13 protein-coding genes are annotated in these 16,537 nt (G+C 72.8%); 2 read left to right on the top strand and 11 right to left on the bottom strand.

Annotation, left to right across the window (positions count from 1 at the left end; genetic code table 11):
* From ACIQZN_RS20910 to ACIQZN_RS20925, 4 genes are all read right to left on the bottom strand, one after another.
* Entirely contained in the window at positions 1–1,701 is a 1,701-nt protein-coding gene (locus ACIQZN_RS20910) for a flavin monoamine oxidase family protein (protein WP_403995840.1), read from the bottom strand.
* Between the two features lie 53 nt (positions 1,702–1,754).
* Positions 1,755–2,552, bottom strand: a complete 798-nt coding sequence (locus ACIQZN_RS20915; RefSeq protein ID WP_403995843.1) for a carbon-nitrogen hydrolase family protein — start codon at positions 2,550–2,552, stop codon at positions 1,755–1,757.
* Positions 2,553–2,838: 286 nt separating this feature from the next.
* Positions 2,839–3,294: an Lrp/AsnC family transcriptional regulator gene (locus ACIQZN_RS20920; protein WP_403995846.1), complete on the bottom strand. Its 456-nt coding sequence runs from the start codon at positions 3,292–3,294 to the stop codon at positions 2,839–2,841.
* Positions 3,295–3,423: 129 nt separating this feature from the next.
* Complete coding sequence (locus ACIQZN_RS20925; RefSeq protein WP_403995849.1) at positions 3,424–4,890, bottom strand: GuaB1 family IMP dehydrogenase-related protein; 1,467 nt, start codon at positions 4,888–4,890, stop codon at positions 3,424–3,426.
* A 307-nt stretch (positions 4,891–5,197) separates the two neighbouring features.
* Here ACIQZN_RS20925 and ACIQZN_RS20930 point away from each other — a divergent pair, with 307 nt between their 5' ends.
* A complete protein-coding gene (locus tag ACIQZN_RS20930; RefSeq protein ID WP_403995852.1) occupies positions 5,198–6,220 on the top strand; it encodes a terpene cyclase in 1,023 nt (340 codons plus the stop codon).
* 61 nt (positions 6,221–6,281) lie between these two features.
* On the opposite strand, the gene ACIQZN_RS20935 is transcribed toward ACIQZN_RS20930, so the two are convergent.
* The 4 genes from ACIQZN_RS20935 to fmt all read right to left on the bottom strand — a co-directional run bounded on the left by ACIQZN_RS20935 (position 6,282) and on the right by fmt (position 10,683).
* On the bottom strand, positions 6,282–7,298 hold the full coding sequence (locus ACIQZN_RS20935; protein WP_161208503.1) for a sugar-binding transcriptional regulator: 1,017 nt from the start codon (positions 7,296–7,298) through the stop codon (positions 6,282–6,284).
* A gap of 147 nt (positions 7,299–7,445) precedes the next feature.
* Entirely contained in the window at positions 7,446–8,129 is a 684-nt protein-coding gene (gene rpe, locus ACIQZN_RS20940) for a ribulose-phosphate 3-epimerase (RefSeq protein WP_393770383.1), read from the bottom strand.
* Positions 8,130–8,243: 114 nt separating this feature from the next.
* Positions 8,244–9,677, bottom strand: coding sequence for an RsmB/NOP family class I SAM-dependent RNA methyltransferase (locus ACIQZN_RS20945; RefSeq protein WP_403995855.1), 1,434 nt, complete (start codon positions 9,675–9,677; stop codon positions 8,244–8,246).
* Between the two features lie 73 nt (positions 9,678–9,750).
* Positions 9,751–10,683 (bottom strand): methionyl-tRNA formyltransferase, encoded by a 933-nt coding sequence (fmt, locus tag ACIQZN_RS20950; protein WP_403995858.1) that lies wholly within the window; start codon positions 10,681–10,683, stop codon positions 9,751–9,753.
* A 243-nt stretch (positions 10,684–10,926) separates the two neighbouring features.
* On the opposite strand from fmt, the gene ACIQZN_RS20955 reads away from it, so the two are divergent.
* Complete coding sequence (locus tag ACIQZN_RS20955; RefSeq protein WP_403995861.1) at positions 10,927–11,403, top strand: hypothetical protein; 477 nt, start codon at positions 10,927–10,929, stop codon at positions 11,401–11,403.
* A gap of 216 nt (positions 11,404–11,619) precedes the next feature.
* Here the strand turns inward: ACIQZN_RS20955 and ACIQZN_RS20960 are convergent, their stop codons facing one another.
* The 3 genes from ACIQZN_RS20960 to coaBC all read right to left on the bottom strand — a co-directional run bounded on the left by ACIQZN_RS20960 (position 11,620) and on the right by coaBC (position 16,530).
* Positions 11,620–13,752 (bottom strand): primosomal protein N', encoded by a 2,133-nt coding sequence (locus ACIQZN_RS20960; protein ID WP_403995864.1) that lies wholly within the window; start codon positions 13,750–13,752, stop codon positions 11,620–11,622.
* A gap of 127 nt (positions 13,753–13,879) precedes the next feature.
* Complete coding sequence (metK, locus tag ACIQZN_RS20965; RefSeq protein WP_073967766.1) at positions 13,880–15,088, bottom strand: methionine adenosyltransferase; 1,209 nt, start codon at positions 15,086–15,088, stop codon at positions 13,880–13,882.
* Positions 15,089–15,327: 239 nt separating this feature from the next.
* On the bottom strand, positions 15,328–16,530 hold the full coding sequence (gene coaBC, locus ACIQZN_RS20970; protein ID WP_403995869.1) for a bifunctional phosphopantothenoylcysteine decarboxylase/phosphopantothenate--cysteine ligase CoaBC: 1,203 nt from the start codon (positions 16,528–16,530) through the stop codon (positions 15,328–15,330).
* Positions 16,531–16,537: the final 7 nt, after the last annotated feature.

Here is a 16,537-nt window from a genome sequence, read left to right on the forward strand (position 1 = left end):
TCAGTCCTCCGGGAGTTCGACCGGGGCCAGCTCGTCGAAGCGGTCGCCGGGGCCGGGGTTGGTCGCGTCGGTCGCGCCGCCGAAGTGGGTCATCACGCCCCACACGGCGTTCAGCGCGGTCTGCACGGCACCCTCGGCCCAGCCGGCCGTCCAGGAGATGTCGTCACCGGCCAGGAACAGCCCCCGCTTGTCGGCGGGCAGCCGGTCCTGCATGAAGTGGGTGAACAGCCGCCGCTGGTAGCGGTAGTGGCCGGGCAGGTTGGCCTTGAACGCGCCCATGAACCAGGGCTCGTTCTCCCAGGAGACGGTGACCGGGTTGCCGGTGATGTGGCTGCGGATGTCGACGTTCGGGTAGATCTCGCCGAGCGACTTCAGCATGACGTCCATCCGCTCGGTCGCCGAGAGCGGCAGCCACTTCAGGCTGTCGTCGCACCAGGTGTACGAGAGGCAGATGCTCGCCGGCCGGTCCGGCCCGTCGTCCAGCAGGTACGTGCCCCGGGTCATCCGGTCCGTCAGCGTCATCGACATCGTGTCGCGGCCGGTGGTCTCGTCCTTGTCCAGCCAGAACGGCCGGTCCACGGGCACGAACAGCTTGGACGACTCCATGTAGTGGGTGCGCTCCATCGCCGTCCAGTGGTCGATCGGGAAGAGCGCGTCGTCGCAGGCGATCTTGGAGAGCAGCAGCCAGGACTGCCCGGTGAAGACGGCCGCCCGGAAGGTGCGGATGTCGCCGGAGGCGTCGGTCACGGTGATCCGGTTGCCGGCCGTACGGTTCAGCCGGGTGACGGCCCCGCGCGGCTCGCCGCCGTGCAGCGAGGACAGCGAGGTGCCGAGCGGCCAGTGCGTGATCTTCTGCGGCTCCCGCTCCCACAGGCGCAGCGGGAGCTGCTGGCTGCCGCCGACGATGGAGCGGTGGTGGTCGTCGGCCTCGGTGTAGACGACGCGCAGGATCTCCAGGATGGAGTTGGGGAAGTCCGTGTCCCAGCCCCCGGTACCGAAGCCGACCTGGCCGAAGATCTCACGGTGCCGGAAGGATTTGAAGGCGTCGGAGTCGCAGAGGAAGCCGTAGAAGGTCTGGTTGTCCAGCTTCTCGACCAGCCGGGACCAGATCTCCCTGATCCGGTCCACGTCACGCTCACGCATCGCCCGGTTCATGTCGGAGAAGTCGGCGCCCTCCTCCAGGCAGCGGTTCCAGGCGTCCATCACATCGCGGTAGACCTGCGGGAGTTCGTCGATGGTCCTGGCGTAGTGCGACTCGCCCTTGAGGTCGACCACGGTCGAAGGGGTGGCCGGGCAGAGCGGGTTGGGGAACGGTTTGGTCTCCAGGCCCACGAGGTCGATGTAGTGCTGGAGGGCGGTCGAGGAGGGCGGGAAGCGCATCGCGCCCATCTCTGCGGTGAGCGGTTCGCCGTCGGTGGCGCAGCCCTCGAACTCGACGGTGCGCAGCCGTCCGCCGATGCGGTCGGCCTCGTAGACGACCGGCTTGAGGCCCATCTTCATCAGTTCGTACGCGGTGATGACGCCGGAGAGCCCGCCGCCGATGACGGCCACCTCGGTGCCGTGCTCGGTCGCCGGTATCTGGCCGAGGCCCGCCGGGTGGGCGAGGAAGTCGTCGTACGCGTACGGGAAGTCCGGCCCGAACATGGTGATCGGCGGGGCCGCTTCCTCGGGGTGCTGGACGGCGGGGGGCACGGCGGTCATGGGGTACGGGCTCCTTGCGGGACGGGCGAAGACGTGAGGGGGCGGAGCAGGGCTCAGACGAGCGAGCCGTACAGGCCGGGGCGGCGGTCGCGGAGATACGGGTTGGCGGCCCGGGAGGCGGCCAGCAGGGCGAGGTCGACGTCGGCGGTGACCAGCTCCTCGCCGCGCCCCGCACGGGCCCGGACGGTGCCGTCGGGTCCGGCCAGGCAGCTCAGCCCGGTGAAGTCGAACTCGCCTTCCGGGCCGGTCCGGTTGACGTACGCGAGGTACAGCTGGCTCTCGAAGGCGCGGACCGGGACGAGGGACTCGGCGACGAACGAGAAGGGGTGCATCAGCGCGGTCGGGACCAGCAGGAGGTCGGTGCCGGCCAGGGCGTGCGCCCGGACGTTCTCCGGGAACTCGACGTCGTAGCAGGTCAGCAGGCCGATCCGGACCCCGTCCAGCTCGGCCTGGACCACGGGCTGCCCGCCGGGAGTGAACCAGCGCTGCTCGAAGTCGCCGAAGAGGTGGGTCTTGCGGTAGTTGGCGAGCGTGGTGCCGTCCGGGCCGATGAGCTGCGCGGAGTTGTACAGGGTGTCGCCCTCGCGCTCGGGGTAGCCGTAGTGGACGGCGATCCCGTGCCGCACGGCGATCTCGGCGACGGCGCGGGCGGCGGGCCCGTCGGCGGCCTCGGCCAGCCGGGGGACGTCGTCGCCGATGGCGTACCCGGTGAGATACAGCTCGGGGCAGACCAGGAGCCGGGCTCCGGTGGCGGCGGCGCGGCGCGCGGCGTCCGCCAGCAGCTCGACGGACCCGGCGACCGAGCCGGGACGCCCGGAGCTCTGGAGCAGGGCGGTGCGCAACGGCGGCATGGCTGACCTCGGACGATACGGGCGGGGCGGGGACGTAGAAACGGTACGTTCAGCCATTCGGCCCGGACAAGCCGCGACCGTTGCGCACCGACGACCGATCCGTTGCGCGGTTCGGGCGGGACGCGGCGATTTATTGCGCCGCTCCGGCCCGACCCGCGCTTCGAGGACCAGGGGTGGCCCATTCCGGCCCGACCCGCGCTTCGCGACCGCGGCAGCCCATTCCAGCCCGTCCGGCGTTTGAGGACGGAACCCTCGCCGGAGGACCCGGCCCACCCAGCGGACGGCCCTACCCCGGAGACCCGGAGGAGAAGCGCCGCAACAGCGGCGAAAGCACGAGCACGGACTTCGTCCGCTCCACATACGGCTCCCCCGCGATCCGTTCGAGCACCTGCTCGAAATGCCGCATGTCCGCCGCGAAGACCTGCACCAGCGCATCCGCGTCGCCGGTCACCGTCGACGCGGAGGCGACCTCGGGATAGCGGGCGAGCCCCTGCTTGATGGAGTCCGGAGACGTGTTGCGGCTGCAGTAGATCTCGATGTACCCCTCGGTCTCCCAGCCGAGCGCCGCCGGGTTGACCCGCACGGTGAACCCGGTGATGGCCCCCTCGGCGCGCAGCCGGTCGACCCGGCGTTTCACGGCGGGCGCGGACAGGCCGATGATCGAGCCGATGTCGGCGTAGGAGCGGCGGGCGTCCTCGGCCAGGGCGTGGACGATGCGTTCGTCGAGGTCGTTCAGTCGCACGTCGTACGGGTCACTTCTCTGCGGTGGCCCGGCCGGAGCCGGGCATGACTGTGCCGGAGGACGACGCATGCCGTCCCCCGGCAGTAGACCACGGGTCACCCGGGGCCGGGCGAACCCCGGCCGGAGGCCCTAGCTCCAGCTGGCGTGCAGCGGCTTGCCCTCCGCGTAGCCGGCGGCGCTCTGCACGCCGACGACGGCCTTCTCGGCGAACTCGGCGAGGGAGGCCGCGCCCGCGTACGTGCAGGAGGAGCGGACGCCCGCGATGATCGAGTCGATCAGGTCCTCGACGCCGGGGCGCGCCGGGTCCAGGAACATCCGCGAGGTGGAGATGCCCTCCTCGAAGAGCGCCTTGCGGGCCCGGTCGTACGCGGACTCGTCGGAGGTGCGGTTCTTCACGGCGCGGGCGGACGCCATGCCGAAGGACTCCTTGTAGAAGCGGCCGTCGGCGCTCTGCTGGAGGTCGCCCGGGGACTCGTACGTACCGGCGAACCAGGAGCCGATCATCACGTTGGACGCACCGGCCGCGAGCGCCATGGCGACGTCGCGCGGGTGGCGGACCCCGCCGTCGGCCCAGACGTGCTTGCCGTACTTCTTCGCCTCGGCGGCGCACTCCAGCACGGCCGAGAACTGGGGGCGGCCCACGCCGGTCATCATGCGGGTGGTGCACATGGCGCCGGGTCCGACGCCGACCTTGATGATGTCCGCGCCGGCCTCGATGAGGTCGCGCACGCCCTCGGCGGCGACGATGTTGCCCGCCACGATCGGCACCCGCGGGTCCAGCGCCCGGACCGCGCGCACCGCGCTGATCATGGACTCCTGGTGGCCGTGCGCGGTGTCCACGACGAGGGTGTCCACACCGGCGTCGAGCAGTTGCTTGGCCTTGCCGGCCACGTCGCCGTTGATGCCGACGGCGGCGGCGACGCGCAGCTTGCCGTCCGCGTCGGTGGCGGGGGTGTACAGCGTGGCGCGCAGGGCGGCCTTGCGGGTGAGGATGCCGACGAGGCGGCCATCCGCGTCGACGGCGGGGGCGAGCTTGCGGTTGGCGCCGTCCAGCTTGTTGAAGGCGTCGCGCGGGTCGATGTCCGCGTCCAGGACGACCAGGTCCTTGGACATGACCTCGGAGAGCTGGGTGAAGCGGTCCACGCCGGACAGGTCGTGGTCGGTGACCACACCGACGGGCCGGCGGTCCGCGTCCACGACGACCCCGGCGCCGTGCGCGCGCTTGTGCAGCAGGGACAGCGCGTCGGCGACGGTCTGGCCCGGCGACAGCTCGATGGGCGTGTCGAGCACCAGGTGGCGCGTCTTCACCCAGGAGATGACCTCGGTGACGACCTCGATCGGGATGTCCTGCGGGATGACGACGAGGCCGCCGCGGCGGGCGATGGTCTCGGCCATCCGGCGGCCCGCGATGGCGGTCATGTTCGCGACGACGAGGGGAATGGTGGTGCCGCTGCCGTCGGGCGAGGACAGGTCGACACCCTGGCGCGATCCGACCGCCGACCGGCCCGGGACCATGAAGACGTCGTCGTACGTGAGGTCGTACGGAACCGAGGGGGACTCTGTATAGCGACCGGTGCCGGGCTCAAGAAAACGCATAACACTCATTTTTTCATACGAAATGGCGCAGGTCGCTTCCACGAAGACACAGCAAATGACTCCCACGCTCGTACGTTCCTACGAAGGAACCGCTGCGGGAGTCCCGGGCAAGTGCCACCTGCCTTACCCCCGGACCTTACCCGAACAGCTTTCAACCATTCCCGATCATCTGCCCTGGACCTGGTGACAAGGGGTCAGGTAGCTTCAAATCCGCAGGTCCCGTGGGTCACCACTACGCCCCGGAGGAACGGACGGATCGTGCTCAACTTCCGTCACACGTACGACCGGAGAGGATCACGACCCGCCCGTGGAGAACGAACTGCCGGACATTCACTGCCCGTTCCCCCAGCGGACGAACCCGCACGTCGGCCACGTACGGGAGCATCTGGACTCCTGGACCCGCAACACCGGGCTGGTGCACCGGGATTCGGCCAGGGAGCGCTTCGAGCAGGCGGACTTCGGCGCATTCGTCGGGATGGTCTATCCGACCGCCGACCGTGAGAATCTGGACCTGGTCGCCGACTGGTTCGTCTGGCTCTTCCTCGTCGACGACCAGCTGGACGACGGCCATCTCGGCCGCAGCCCGGAGCGGGTGCGGGACGTCGTCGCCCTGATGCTGGCGGTGGTCGAGGGCACCCGCACCGGTGTGCTGGAGAACGAGGAGCTGCCCGCCGCCGTGGTGGCCCTCATCGACCTGTGGCAACGTACGACGCCGACCGCGGCGGTGCACTGGCGGCGCAGGTTCGCCTGGCACCTGAAGAAGTACCTCACCACCGCCACCACCTGGGAGGCCGGGAACCGGGCGGCGGGCGTGGTGCCGTCGGAGGAGCTGTACATAGAGAAGCGCCGCCACACCGGCGCGATCATCGTCTGCATGGACCTGATAGAGATCGTCGCGGGCATCGAGGCGCCCTCCTCGATCCACAACGACCCCCGGTTCATCACCGCCCTTGAGGCGTCCTGCAACCACGTCTGCTGGGCCAATGACGTGTATTCGTACGAGAAGGAGCAGGTGCTCGGCGAGATCCACAACCTCGTCCACCTGGTCCGCCACCACCGCGGCTACGGCAAGCAGGAGGCGCTGGAGCACGTCTGCGCGGAGATCGCCGTCGAGACGGAGCGCTTCCTGACGGCGGAGACCGAGCTGCTGGAGGCGTATCCGCAGCTGACGCCGATGCTGGAGCCGTATCTCGACGGCATGCGCAGCTGGATGCGCGGCAATCTCGACTGGTCCCGGCAGACGCCCCGGTACAACCCGGCCGACGTCAGCCAGTACGAGCAGCCCGAGCAGTATCTGGAGTCGACGGTCCTGGGAGTCTCCCAGGACTGAGCACCGGAGGTACGGGAGAGGGGCGAGCGGTCACGGACCGCTCGCCCCTCTCCCGTACGTCTCAGTCGCCGTCCGGGTCCGCGCGCTCCAGGGCCGGCCGGCGCGGGGCGGCGGACTCGGTGAGGAGGTAGTCGGCGGCCGCGGTGTCCGTGACCAGGCTGGTGACCAGGCCGGACCGCAGTACCGCGCCGATCGCGGCGGCCTTGCGCTGCCCGCCCGCGATGGCCACCACCTCGGGGATCCGGCGCAGCCGGTCCGCCTCGACGGTGATGCACCGCTCGCCGAGGTCCCGGCCGACCCGGCGGCCCTCCGCGTCGAAGAGGTGGGCCGACATCTCGGCGGCGACACCGAGCGAGGCGTAGTGCCGGCGCTCCTCGTCGGAGAGCATGTCGTGCACGGTCGAGATCCCGGGCTCCCAGGAACCGATGGAGACGGCCGCGACCGTCACCTTGTCGAAGTACTCGAAGGCGCGGGCGATCCCCGTCTGGTTGCGCAGCGCGGCGGCCGTCGCCGGGTCCGGCAGCAGCATCGGCGCGTAGATCGGGTGGGCCTCGCCGCCGGAGACCTGGGCGGCGCGCCGCACCGCCTCCACGGAACCGCGCTCGGCGGTGCCCGCGTCGTACACCCCGGTGAGCTGCACGACCGTGCACGGGGGGAGCCGGTCGAGGGCCGCGGCCATGTGGATGGTGGAGCGGCCCCAGGCGAGCCCGAGCACATCGCCCTCGTTCACAAGTTCCCCGAGCAGGTCGGCCGCGACCTCGCCCAGGTTCTCCGGGTCCGCCGCGTCGTCCTGCTCCTCCGCCGGGGACTCCACGACGACCGCGTGGCGCAGCCCGTAGCGGGCCCGGAGCGCGTCGGAGCGCTCGGCGTCCAGCTCCGCCGGGACCCGGATCTCGATGCGTACGAGGTCGCGCTCCAGAGCGGTCTCCAGCACCCGGGCGACCTTGAAGCGGCTGACGCCGAACTCCTCGGCGATCTGGATCTTGGACTTGCCCTCGAGGTAGAAGCGGCGGGCCATGGCCGCCGCCTGCACCAGCTCCGCGGGCCCCATCCGCAGGGCGGACCGGCCCGCCGACATTGCAGACACCGCGTTCTCCTCACTGCTGTTCACGCTCTTGATACGCCGTTCATCCTGTCAGATACGGCGATCCCTGACGGGTCCCGTCGGACCCCGTTCATCTGCCCTTGGCCCGGACGCCGCTCACCCGCCCCGGCCGCCCGGGACTCAGTGCGCGCAGGCCCAGCCGGCCGCGCCGATGGCCCCGTCGGCCTTGGCGCGCAGGGCCCGCACCGCGGCGGCCGGGTCGCCCGCCCCGTACACCGCCGAGCCGGCGACGAAGACATCGGCGCCGGCCTCGGCGCACCGCTCGATGGTGGACTCGGAGACGCCGCCGTCGACCTGGAGCCACAGATCGAGCCCGTGCTTGGAGATCAGCTCACGGGTGCGGCGGATCTTCGGCAGCATGATGTCCAGGAACGCCTGGCCGCCGAAGCCCGGCTCCACGGTCATGATCAGCAGCATGTCGAGCTCGGGGAGCAGGTCCTCGTACGGCTCGATGGGCGTCGCCGGCCTGAGCGCCATCGAGGCGCGGGCGCCCTTGGCCCGGATCTCGCGGGCCAGCCGGACGGGGGCGGCGGCGGCCTCGACGTGGAAGGTGACCGACCCGGCACCCGCCTCGACGTACTGCGGTGCCCAGCGGTCCGCGTCCTCGATCATCAGATGGCAGTCCAGCGGCGTGTCCGTGGCCCTGCTGAGCGATTCCACGATCGGAACGCCGAGGGTCAGATTGGGCACGAAGTGGTTGTCCATGACATCGACATGGAGCCAGTCGGCACCTTCGACGGCCTTGGCCTCATCGGCGAGGCGCGCGAAATCGGCGGAGAGAATACTCGGGTTGATCTGGGCCATGGGCCAAGCCTGCCATGTTCTGCGTCACTTCCCGGCCTCGGTGCGCTCCAAAGGCTCACGGGATCATTACGGTTCGCGCATTCCCGGCGTTTCGCCCCGGTGAGGGGCAGGCGGTCAGGCGGTACGGCGGAGCAGCGCCAGGTACATCGCGTCCGTGCCGTGCAGATGCGGCCAGAGCTGGACGTCGGGCCCGTCGCCCAGCGCGGGCACGCCCGGCAGCAGCGGGCGGGCGTCGATCCACTCCGCCTCCACGGGCGCCCCGCCGCGCCCCTTGAGCACGTCCTCCACGACCACCCGGGTCTCAGCGAGGTGCGGCGAGCAGGTCGCGTACCCGACGACACCGCCGACGCGTACGGCCTTCAGCGCCTCGCGGAGCAGCCCGCGCTGGAGCGGCGCGAAGCCCTCCAGGTCCTCCTTGCGGCGGCGCCAGCGGGCCTCGGGGCGGCGGCGGAGCGCGCCGAGCCCGGAGCACGGCACATCCACCAGGACCCGGTCGAAGCTGCCGGGGAGCCAGGGCGGGCGGGTGCCGTCGGCGGTGATCACCTGGTACGGGCCGGGGTTGCCGGCCAGCGCGCGTTCCACGAGGCGGGCGCGGTGCGGCTGCTTCTCGGCGGCCAGCAGGGCGGCACCGCGGTCCGCGGCGAGGGCGGCGAGCAGGGCGGCCTTGCCACCGGGGCCCGCGCAGCCGTCGAGCCAGCGGGCGTCGCTGCCCTCCAGCGGGGCGGCCGCCAAGGCGGCGGCGACGAGCTGGCTGCCCTCGTCCTGGACCCCGGCCCGGCTCTCGCGCACGGCGGTCAGGGCGCCGGGCTCGCCGCCCTCGGCCATCCGCACGGCGTAGGGCGACCAGCGGCCCGGGAGGGCGTTGTCCTCGCCCAGCTCCTCGGTGAGCTCGTCCGTGGTGGAGCGGCCGGGGCGGGCGACGAGGGTGACCTCGGGGCGCTCGTTGTCCGCGTCGAGCAGGTCCTCGATCCCGGCGCGGCCGCCGCCGAGCGCGTCCCAGAGCGCGGAGACGATCCAGCGCGGGTGCGAGTGGACGACCGCGAGGTGGTCCTCGGCGTCGTCCTCGTAGGCCGGGGCCACCTTCGCGACCCAGCCGTCGAGGTCGTCGGCGGACACCTTGCGCAGGACGGCGTTGACGAACTTGGCGCGCCCCTCCCCCAGCACCACCCGGGCCAGCTCCACGCTGGCGGAGACCGCCGCGTGGGTCGGGATACGGGTGCCGAGGAGCTGGTGCACGCCCATGTTCAACACGTCCAGGACCGGCGGGTCGACCTCGCGCAGCGGCCGGTCGATGCAGGCGGCGACGATCGCGTCGTACGTCCCCTGGCGGCGCAGCGTCCCGTAGACCAGCTCGGTCGCCAGGGCGGCGTCGCGGTGGTCGAAGTCGCCCTTGGCGCGGGCCTTCTTCAGCAGCGGGGGCAGGACGAGGTTCGCGTACGCGTCGCGCTCTTCAACGGCCCGCAGGACCTCGAAGGCGAGAAAGCGGACCGGGTCCTTCTGGGGACGGCGGTGCGGCTTGGCGGGACGGCGACGCGGCTGGTCGTTCACGTGAAAGGTGCTCCGCTGGAGGTGAGAGGACGAACCCTCCCAGCCTACGTCCCCGTCCCGGGCCCCCGGTCCGCTAGCTCCCGACCAGCTCGCCGGGGACGATGCGCACTCCGCGCGCCCAGTCGGCGGCGCGCATCGGCTTCTTGCCCTGCGGCTGCACCCACAGCAGCTCGACCGCGTGCGACCCGGTGCCGACGAACACGTTGTTCTTGCCCGCCGACAGCTCACCGGGCGCCAGCTCGGACCGGTCGACGGCGGGGGTGGCCTGGACGAGCTTCAGGCGCTCGCCCCGGAACAGCGTCCAGGCGCCGGGGGCGGGGGTGCAGGCGCGGATGACCCGGTCGACGCGGAGGGCGGGCGCGGACCACTCGACCTGGGCGTCCTCGACGGTGATCTTCGGCGCGAGGGTGACCCCGTCGGCGGGCTGCGGTACGGCGTGCAGGGTGCCGTCCTCGATGCCGTCCATGGTCGCCGCCAGCAGCCCGGACCCGGCGAACGCCAGCCGGGTCAGCAGATCGCCGCTGGTGTCGGTCGGGCGGACCTCCTCGGTCAGGACGCCGTAGACGGGTCCGGAGTCCAGGCCCTCCTCGATCAGGAAGGTGGACGCCCCCGTCACCTCGTCGCCGGACATCACCGCGTGCTGCACCGGGGCCGCGCCGCGCCAGGCGGGCAGCAGCGAGAAGTGCAGGTTGACCCAGCCCTTCGCCGGAATGTCGAGCGCCGCCTTGGGCAGCAGCGCGCCGTACGCGACGACCGGGCAGCAGTCCGGCGCGATCTCCCGCAGCCGCGCGAGGAAGTCCTCGTCGCGGGGCCTGGCGGGCTTCAGCACCTCGATCCCGGCCTCCTCGGCGCGCTCGGCGACCGGGCTGGCCACCAGCCGCCGGCCACGCCCCGCGGGCGCGTCGGGCCGGGTCACGACGGCGGCCACCTCGTGCCGGCCGGAGGCGATCAGGGCGTCGAGTGCGGGGACGGCTACCTCGGGGGTGCCGGCGAAGACGAGCTTCATGGGTGGCTGACTGCCTCTCAGGCCGGACTCTCAGGCCGAAACGTTACGGTGACGAGCAACGCACAAGTCTATGGGGCGGCGGCCCGGGGGGCGTACGCACAGTCGCGCGCCCCTCGCAGGTGCGCATACGCCCCCCGAGCGTGACCAGATCCCCCGGTGCGGCGTTGGTCAAGAGAGATTGACCGAAGCGAGCCGCCCTGGTGCGGCCCGATCCCTTTCAACGCCGGTTCGAGAGGCTTCTTCATGGCCGACCACGCAACCCACGACGCCCAAGCGCGGGCCAGCCTGCATCTCCTGGTGCGGGACATCGAGCGGGTCCGGCGGCAGGTGGACGCACTGCGCACGCTCACCGCACAGCTGGGCAACGTCTACCGTCCGCGCCGCACCGGCCCGTCCGCGGGCTTCGTCGTATACGGCAGGGCCCCGGCCCCCACCGTGAGACTGGCCCAGGAACTGCGGGACAGCGTCGAGACCCTGGTCACGGCGGCCGTGGACTTCGACCGCTCGCTGGGCTTCTCCTGGGACGCGGTGGGCTCCGCGCTCGGGGTCACCAAGCAGGCCGTCCACCGCCGTTACGGCTCACGGCGCGCGACCCCGCAGCCCACGGCACCCGAGTCCGCGGAGGTCGTCCCCCAACGCGGCCCCACGGTCCCCGCAGCCCGAGCCCCCCAACCCCCCACAGACCGCCCCAACCCGTTCCCGGGCCCCCGCAACGGCTGACCCGGGTGTGGGCCGGGCCGCCCCATCGCACACGCGACGGGGCGGCCCGCTCACGCATCAGCCGCTCACGCGCAAAACGCGCCTGCGCAAAACCAAGCCCGCCCGCAAAATCCAGCCCGTCCGGCGCTTGAGGACAAAGACCCCAGCCGAGACGCGCCCGCACCCGAACACCCGCCGCACCAACCCCAGCCCGTCCGGCGCTTGAGGACAAAGACCTCAGCCGATGTCCACCGGATCCACCCGCACCCGCACCGCACCCCCACCCCGCGCCACGCGCGCAGCACGCACCGCCGCAGCCAACGCCGCCCCACTCCCGGGCGGCACCCGCACCAACGCCCGCTCCCAGACCTCCCCCGCCGGCGCCTCGAACGCCCGCCGGGGCCGCCCCGGCTCAGCCGCCGGCACCGGAACCGGCCCCAGCACCTCCGCGTCCGAAGGCAACCGCGCCACCGCGAAGAACGCGGCAAGCGCCTCCGGCTCCCCCGTCACCGAAGCCATCCGGGACACCGGCGGAAAGCCCAGCTCGGCCCGCTCCGCCAGCTCCCGCCGCGCGTGCCCGACCGGGTCCCACCGGACCAGCGCCTGCACCGGCCGCAGCGTCGGCTCGGCGACGACGACCACCGTGCCGCCCTCCGGCCGCCCCCGGACCAGCGCGGCGGCGGCCGTCCACCGCCGCAGCGCCTCCTCCCCGGCGCGCAGATCGGGCCGCCCGACCATCGCCCAGCCGTCGAGCAGGAGCGCCGCCGCGTACCCGCCCTCGGCGACCGGCTCGGCGCCCGGCGTGCTGACGACCAGCGCGGGCTGGTCCGGCACCGAGTCGAGGACATGGTCGCGCCCGGACGTCCGCACCGGCACCGCCGGGAACGCCCGGCCCAGCTCCTCCGCCGTGCGCCGGGCCCCCACGATCTGGGCGCGCAGCCGCCGCCCGCCGCAGGCCACGCAGTGCCAGGACGTCTCGGCCCGCCCGCACCACGCGCAGTTCAGGTCCTGCTGGTCCGGCGCCTCCAGCGGCCCCGCGCACTGCCGGCACCGGGCCGGCTCCCGGCAGCGCTCGCAGGCGAGCCGGGGGGCGTAACCCCGGCGGGGCACCTGGACCAGTACCGGACCGGTGCGCAGCCCGTCCCGGACGGTCTGCCAGGCGAGGCTGGGCAGCCGGGCGGCCCGGGCCGCCCCGTCCCGCGCGAGCTCGCCGTCGCCCACGGTGCGGATGACGGGCGCCGCCACCCGCACCTGCTCCCGGTCGGCGCGCAGCGGCAGCGCCCACCCGCTCTCCACGAGCTGCGCGGCCTCCACGGTGCAGCTGACGGAGCCGAGCAGAAAGGCGCACCGCCCGTGCGTGGCCCGCAGCTCCAGGACCTCGCGGACGTGCGGGAAGGGGGCGCGGTCGTCGCTGTGGCTGGAGTCCCCGTCGTCCCAGACGACGACGAGCCCGAGGTCGGCGACGGGCGCGAACATCGCGGCCCTGGTCCCCACGACCGCCCGGACGGAGCCGCGCCGCACGGCGAGCCATTCCCGGTACCGCTTCCCGGGCCCGGAGCCGGCGGTGAGCAGCGCGTGCCGCCCCTCGCCGAGCAGGGCGGTGAGCGCGGTGTCGACCCGGGCGGCGGTCCGCCCGTCGGGGACGACGACGAGGGCGCCGCGCCCGGAGGACAGCGTCGCGGCGACGGCCGCGGCGATCTCGGCCGGCCAGTGCGGTCCGGGGAGGGCGGTCCAGACGGCCCGGGGTGCGCCCCCGCCGGCCAGCGCGGAGAGGAACGCGGGCCCCTGCGCGTACCGCTCCCAGCTGCCGGGGGCGGGGGGCGCGGGGGCGGGCAGGGGCGCGGGCGACGGCTTGGCCTCGGCCTGCGCGTTGCGCGGGGGGACGGCGAGCTGGAGGACGTCGGCGAGGCTGCCCGCGTACCGGTCGGCGACCGCGCGGGCGAGGGCGAGGAGCCCGGGGCCGAGGACCGGCTCGGGCGAGACGACGGAGGCGAGCGCGGCGAGCGCCCCGGGGTAATCGGACTCGGCCAGCCGCTCGATGAGGAAGCCGTCCACGAGCCCGCCGCCCTCGCGCCGGCCGCCGCGCACCTGGCGGCCTCCGGCGCCGAAGCGGACCCGGACGCGCACCCCGGGCTGTGCGTCGGCGTCCAGTTCCTCGGGGACGGCGTAGTCGAAGTACTGGTCGAGGTGGAGCGCGCCCTTGTTGACGAGGACGCGGGCGACGGGCAGTTCCTCGGCGAGGGCGGCACCGCGCCAGGTGCGCGGTTTGGCGCGCGGCACGTCGGCCCGGCGGACGGCCTCCCGGATCAGCGCAAGCTGTTCCGGCGCCCCCGCCCCGGGCTCGTCGGGCCCCTCGTTCTCGCTGCTCACAGCTCCATCCCTACCAGACGCCTCGGACAACGGCGCCGGCCGTCCTCGTCACCCCACGCGGTGAAACGCCGGAGCCCGGACGCCGTGACGGCGTCCGGGCTCCGGCGGAAGACCCGCTCTGCGGTGCTTACAGACCGGCGGCGGCGCGCAGCGCGTCCACCCGGTCCGTGCGCTCCCAGGTGAAGTCGGGGAGCTCGCGGCCGAAGTGGCCGTACGCGGCGGTCTGGGCGTAGATCGGGCGCAGCAGGTCGAGGTCGCGGATGATCGCGGCCGGGCGGAGGTCGAAGACCTCGCCGATGGCGTGCTCGATCTTCTCGGTCTCGACCGCGGCGGTGCCGAAGGTCTCCACGAAGAGGCCCACCGGCTCGGCCTTGCCGATCGCGTAGGCCACCTGGACCTCGCAGCGGGCGGCGAGGCCGGCGGCGACGACGTTCTTGGCGACCCAGCGCATGGCGTACGCGGCCGAGCGGTCCACCTTCGACGGGTCCTTGCCGGAGAAGGCGCCGCCGCCGTGGCGGGCCATGCCCCCGTAGGTGTCGATGATGATCTTGCGGCCGGTGAGGCCGGCGTCGCCCATCGGGCCGCCGATCTCGAAGCGTCCGGTCGGGTTGACCAGGAGGCGGTAGCCCTCGGTGTCGAGCTTGATGCCGTCCTCGATCAGCTGGTTCAGCACGTGCTCGACGACGAACTCGCGGATGTCGGGCGCGAGCAGCGAGTCGAGGTCGATGTCGCTGGCGTGCTGCGAGGAGACGACGACGGTGTCGAGGCGGACGGCCTTGTCGCCGTCGTACTCGATGGTGACCTGGGTCTTGCCGTCGGGGCGCAGGTACGGGATGGTCCCGTTCTTGCGGACCTCGGACAGCCGGCGGGAGAGCCGGTGCGCGAGGAAGATCGGCAGCGGCATGAGCTCGGGGGTCTCGTCGCAGGCGTAGCCGAACATCAGGCCCTGGTCGCCGGCGCCCTGCTTGTCGAGCTCGTCCTCGTCGCCCTCGACCCGCTTCTCGTACGCGGTGTCGACGCCCTGGGCGATGTCCGGGGACTGGGCCCCGATGGACACCGAGACGCCGCAGGAGGCGCCGTCGAAGCCCTTCTTCGAGGAGTCGTAGCCGATCTCCAGGACCTTGTTGCGGACCAGCGTCGGAATGTCGGCGTACGCCTTGGTCGTGACCTCACCCGCGACGTGCACGAGACCGGTGGTGATCAGGGTCTCGACGGCGACGCGGGAGGAGGGGTCCTCGCGCAGGAGCGCGTCGAGAATGGTGTCGCTGATCTGGTCGGCGATCTTGTCGGGGTGGCCCTCGGTCACGGACTCCGAGGTGAAGAGACGGCGGGACACATCGCTCCCTGGGGTTGCAGCGGCTGCTGGCTGATCATTGGGCGGACGGTCCGGGAGCTGCGCCCGGCACGGTCCAGGAAGCAGTTTATCGGTCGACTCCGGCCGTCGGACAACGTGTCTCGCCCTTTGGCCGTCCTGTGACGTGTTCCACCAGGGCCGGAAGGCCCCCCAAGCCTGCTGCCGCAAGGTCCGGGACCGTGTCTCGGGGGTGCTTCCGGCCCCGGCGTGTCACCTGAAATTCATTCGAGGCGCGCCGCGACGAGGTCCCACACCGTGTCGGCCAAGGCCTCCTTGGGCCCGTACGGGACGGGGGTCTCGGTGCCGTCGGCGGCGAGCACCACGGCCTCGTTCTCCTCGGAGCCGAAGGTCTTGCGCTCCCCGACCTCGTTGACCACCAGCAGGTCGCAGCCCTTGCGGCGGAGCTTCTCGCGGCCGTTGGCCAGGACGTCGTCGGTCTCGGCGGCGAATCCGACGACGATCTGGCCGGGCGTGGCGCGCTCGGCAGAGACCTCGGCGAGGATGTCCGGGTTGCGGACGAGCGTGATCGGGGCGGGCTCCTGGCCGTCCTTCTTCTTGATCTTGCCGGTGGCGTACTCGGCGGGCCGGAAGTCGGCGACGGCGGCCGCCATGACCACGACGTCGGCGTCCCGCGCCGCCTTCAGCACGGCCTCGCGCAGCTGTGTCGCGGTGCCGGCGCGTACGACGTCGGCACCGGACGGATCGGGCAGCCCGGTGTTGGCCTCGACCAGGGTGACCCGGGCGCCGCGCGCGACGGCGGTGCGGGCGAGCGCGTAGCCCTGCTTGCCGGAGGAGCGGTTGCCGAGGTAGCGGACCGGGTCGAGGGGCTCCCGCGTACCGCCGGCGCTGATCACCACGTGCCGGCCCACGAGGTCGGGGGCGGCCGTGCCCCGGGCGAGGACCCGGCGGCAGACCTCGTAGATCTCGCCCGGGTCGGGGAGCCGGCCCTTGCCGGTGTCGACGCCGGTGAGGCGGCCGACGGCGGGCTCGATGACGACGGCGCCCCGGCGGCGCAGCGTCGCGACGTTCTCCTGGGTGGCGGGGTGCTCCCACATCTCGGTGTGCATGGCCGGGGCGAAGACGACCGGACAGCGGGCGGTGAGCAGGGTGTTGGTGAGCAGGTCGTCGGCGAGGCCGTGGGCGGCTTTGGCGAGCATGTCGGCGGTGGCGGGGGCGACGACGACGAGGTCGGCGTGCTGGCCGATCCGGACGTGCGGCACCTCGTGGACGTCGTTCCAGACCTCGGTGGAGACCGGGTGGCCGGAGAGCGCCGACCAGGTGGCGGCGCCGACGAAGTGGAGGGCGGACGCGGTGGGGACGACCCGTACGTCGTGGCCGGACTCGGTCAGCCGGCGCAGCAGCTCGCACGCCTTGTACGCGGCGATGCCGCCGCTGACCCCCAGAACGACCTTCGGCTTGTCCACTGCGTCT

Origin of the sequence: Streptomyces sp. NPDC097595, from assembly GCF_044761525.1 — a bacterium.
In the GTDB taxonomy this organism is placed as follows: Bacteria; Actinomycetota; Actinomycetes; order Streptomycetales; family Streptomycetaceae; genus Streptomyces; species Streptomyces drozdowiczii_A.

Bases quoted from the DNA above. Each gene is read 5' to 3' on its own strand.
- ACIQZN_RS20925 (WP_403995849.1), bottom strand. From the start codon at position 4,890: ATGCGTTTTCTTGAGCCCGGCACCGGTCGCTATACAGAGTCCCCCTCG.
- fmt (WP_403995858.1), bottom strand. From the start codon at position 10,683: ATGAAGCTCGTCTTCGCCGGCACCCCCGAGGTAGCCGTCCCCGCACTC.
- rpe (WP_393770383.1), bottom strand. From the start codon at position 8,129: ATGGCCCAGATCAACCCGAGTATTCTCTCCGCCGATTTCGCGCGCCTC.
- ACIQZN_RS20935 (WP_161208503.1), bottom strand. From the start codon at position 7,298: ATGTCGGCGGGCCGGTCCGCCCTGCGGATGGGGCCCGCGGAGCTGGTG.
- ACIQZN_RS20910 (WP_403995840.1), bottom strand. From the start codon at position 1,701: ATGACCGCCGTGCCCCCCGCCGTCCAGCACCCCGAGGAAGCGGCCCCG.
- ACIQZN_RS20955 (WP_403995861.1), top strand. From the start codon at position 10,927: ATGGCCGACCACGCAACCCACGACGCCCAAGCGCGGGCCAGCCTGCAT.
- ACIQZN_RS20915 (WP_403995843.1), bottom strand. From the start codon at position 2,552: ATGCCGCCGTTGCGCACCGCCCTGCTCCAGAGCTCCGGGCGTCCCGGC.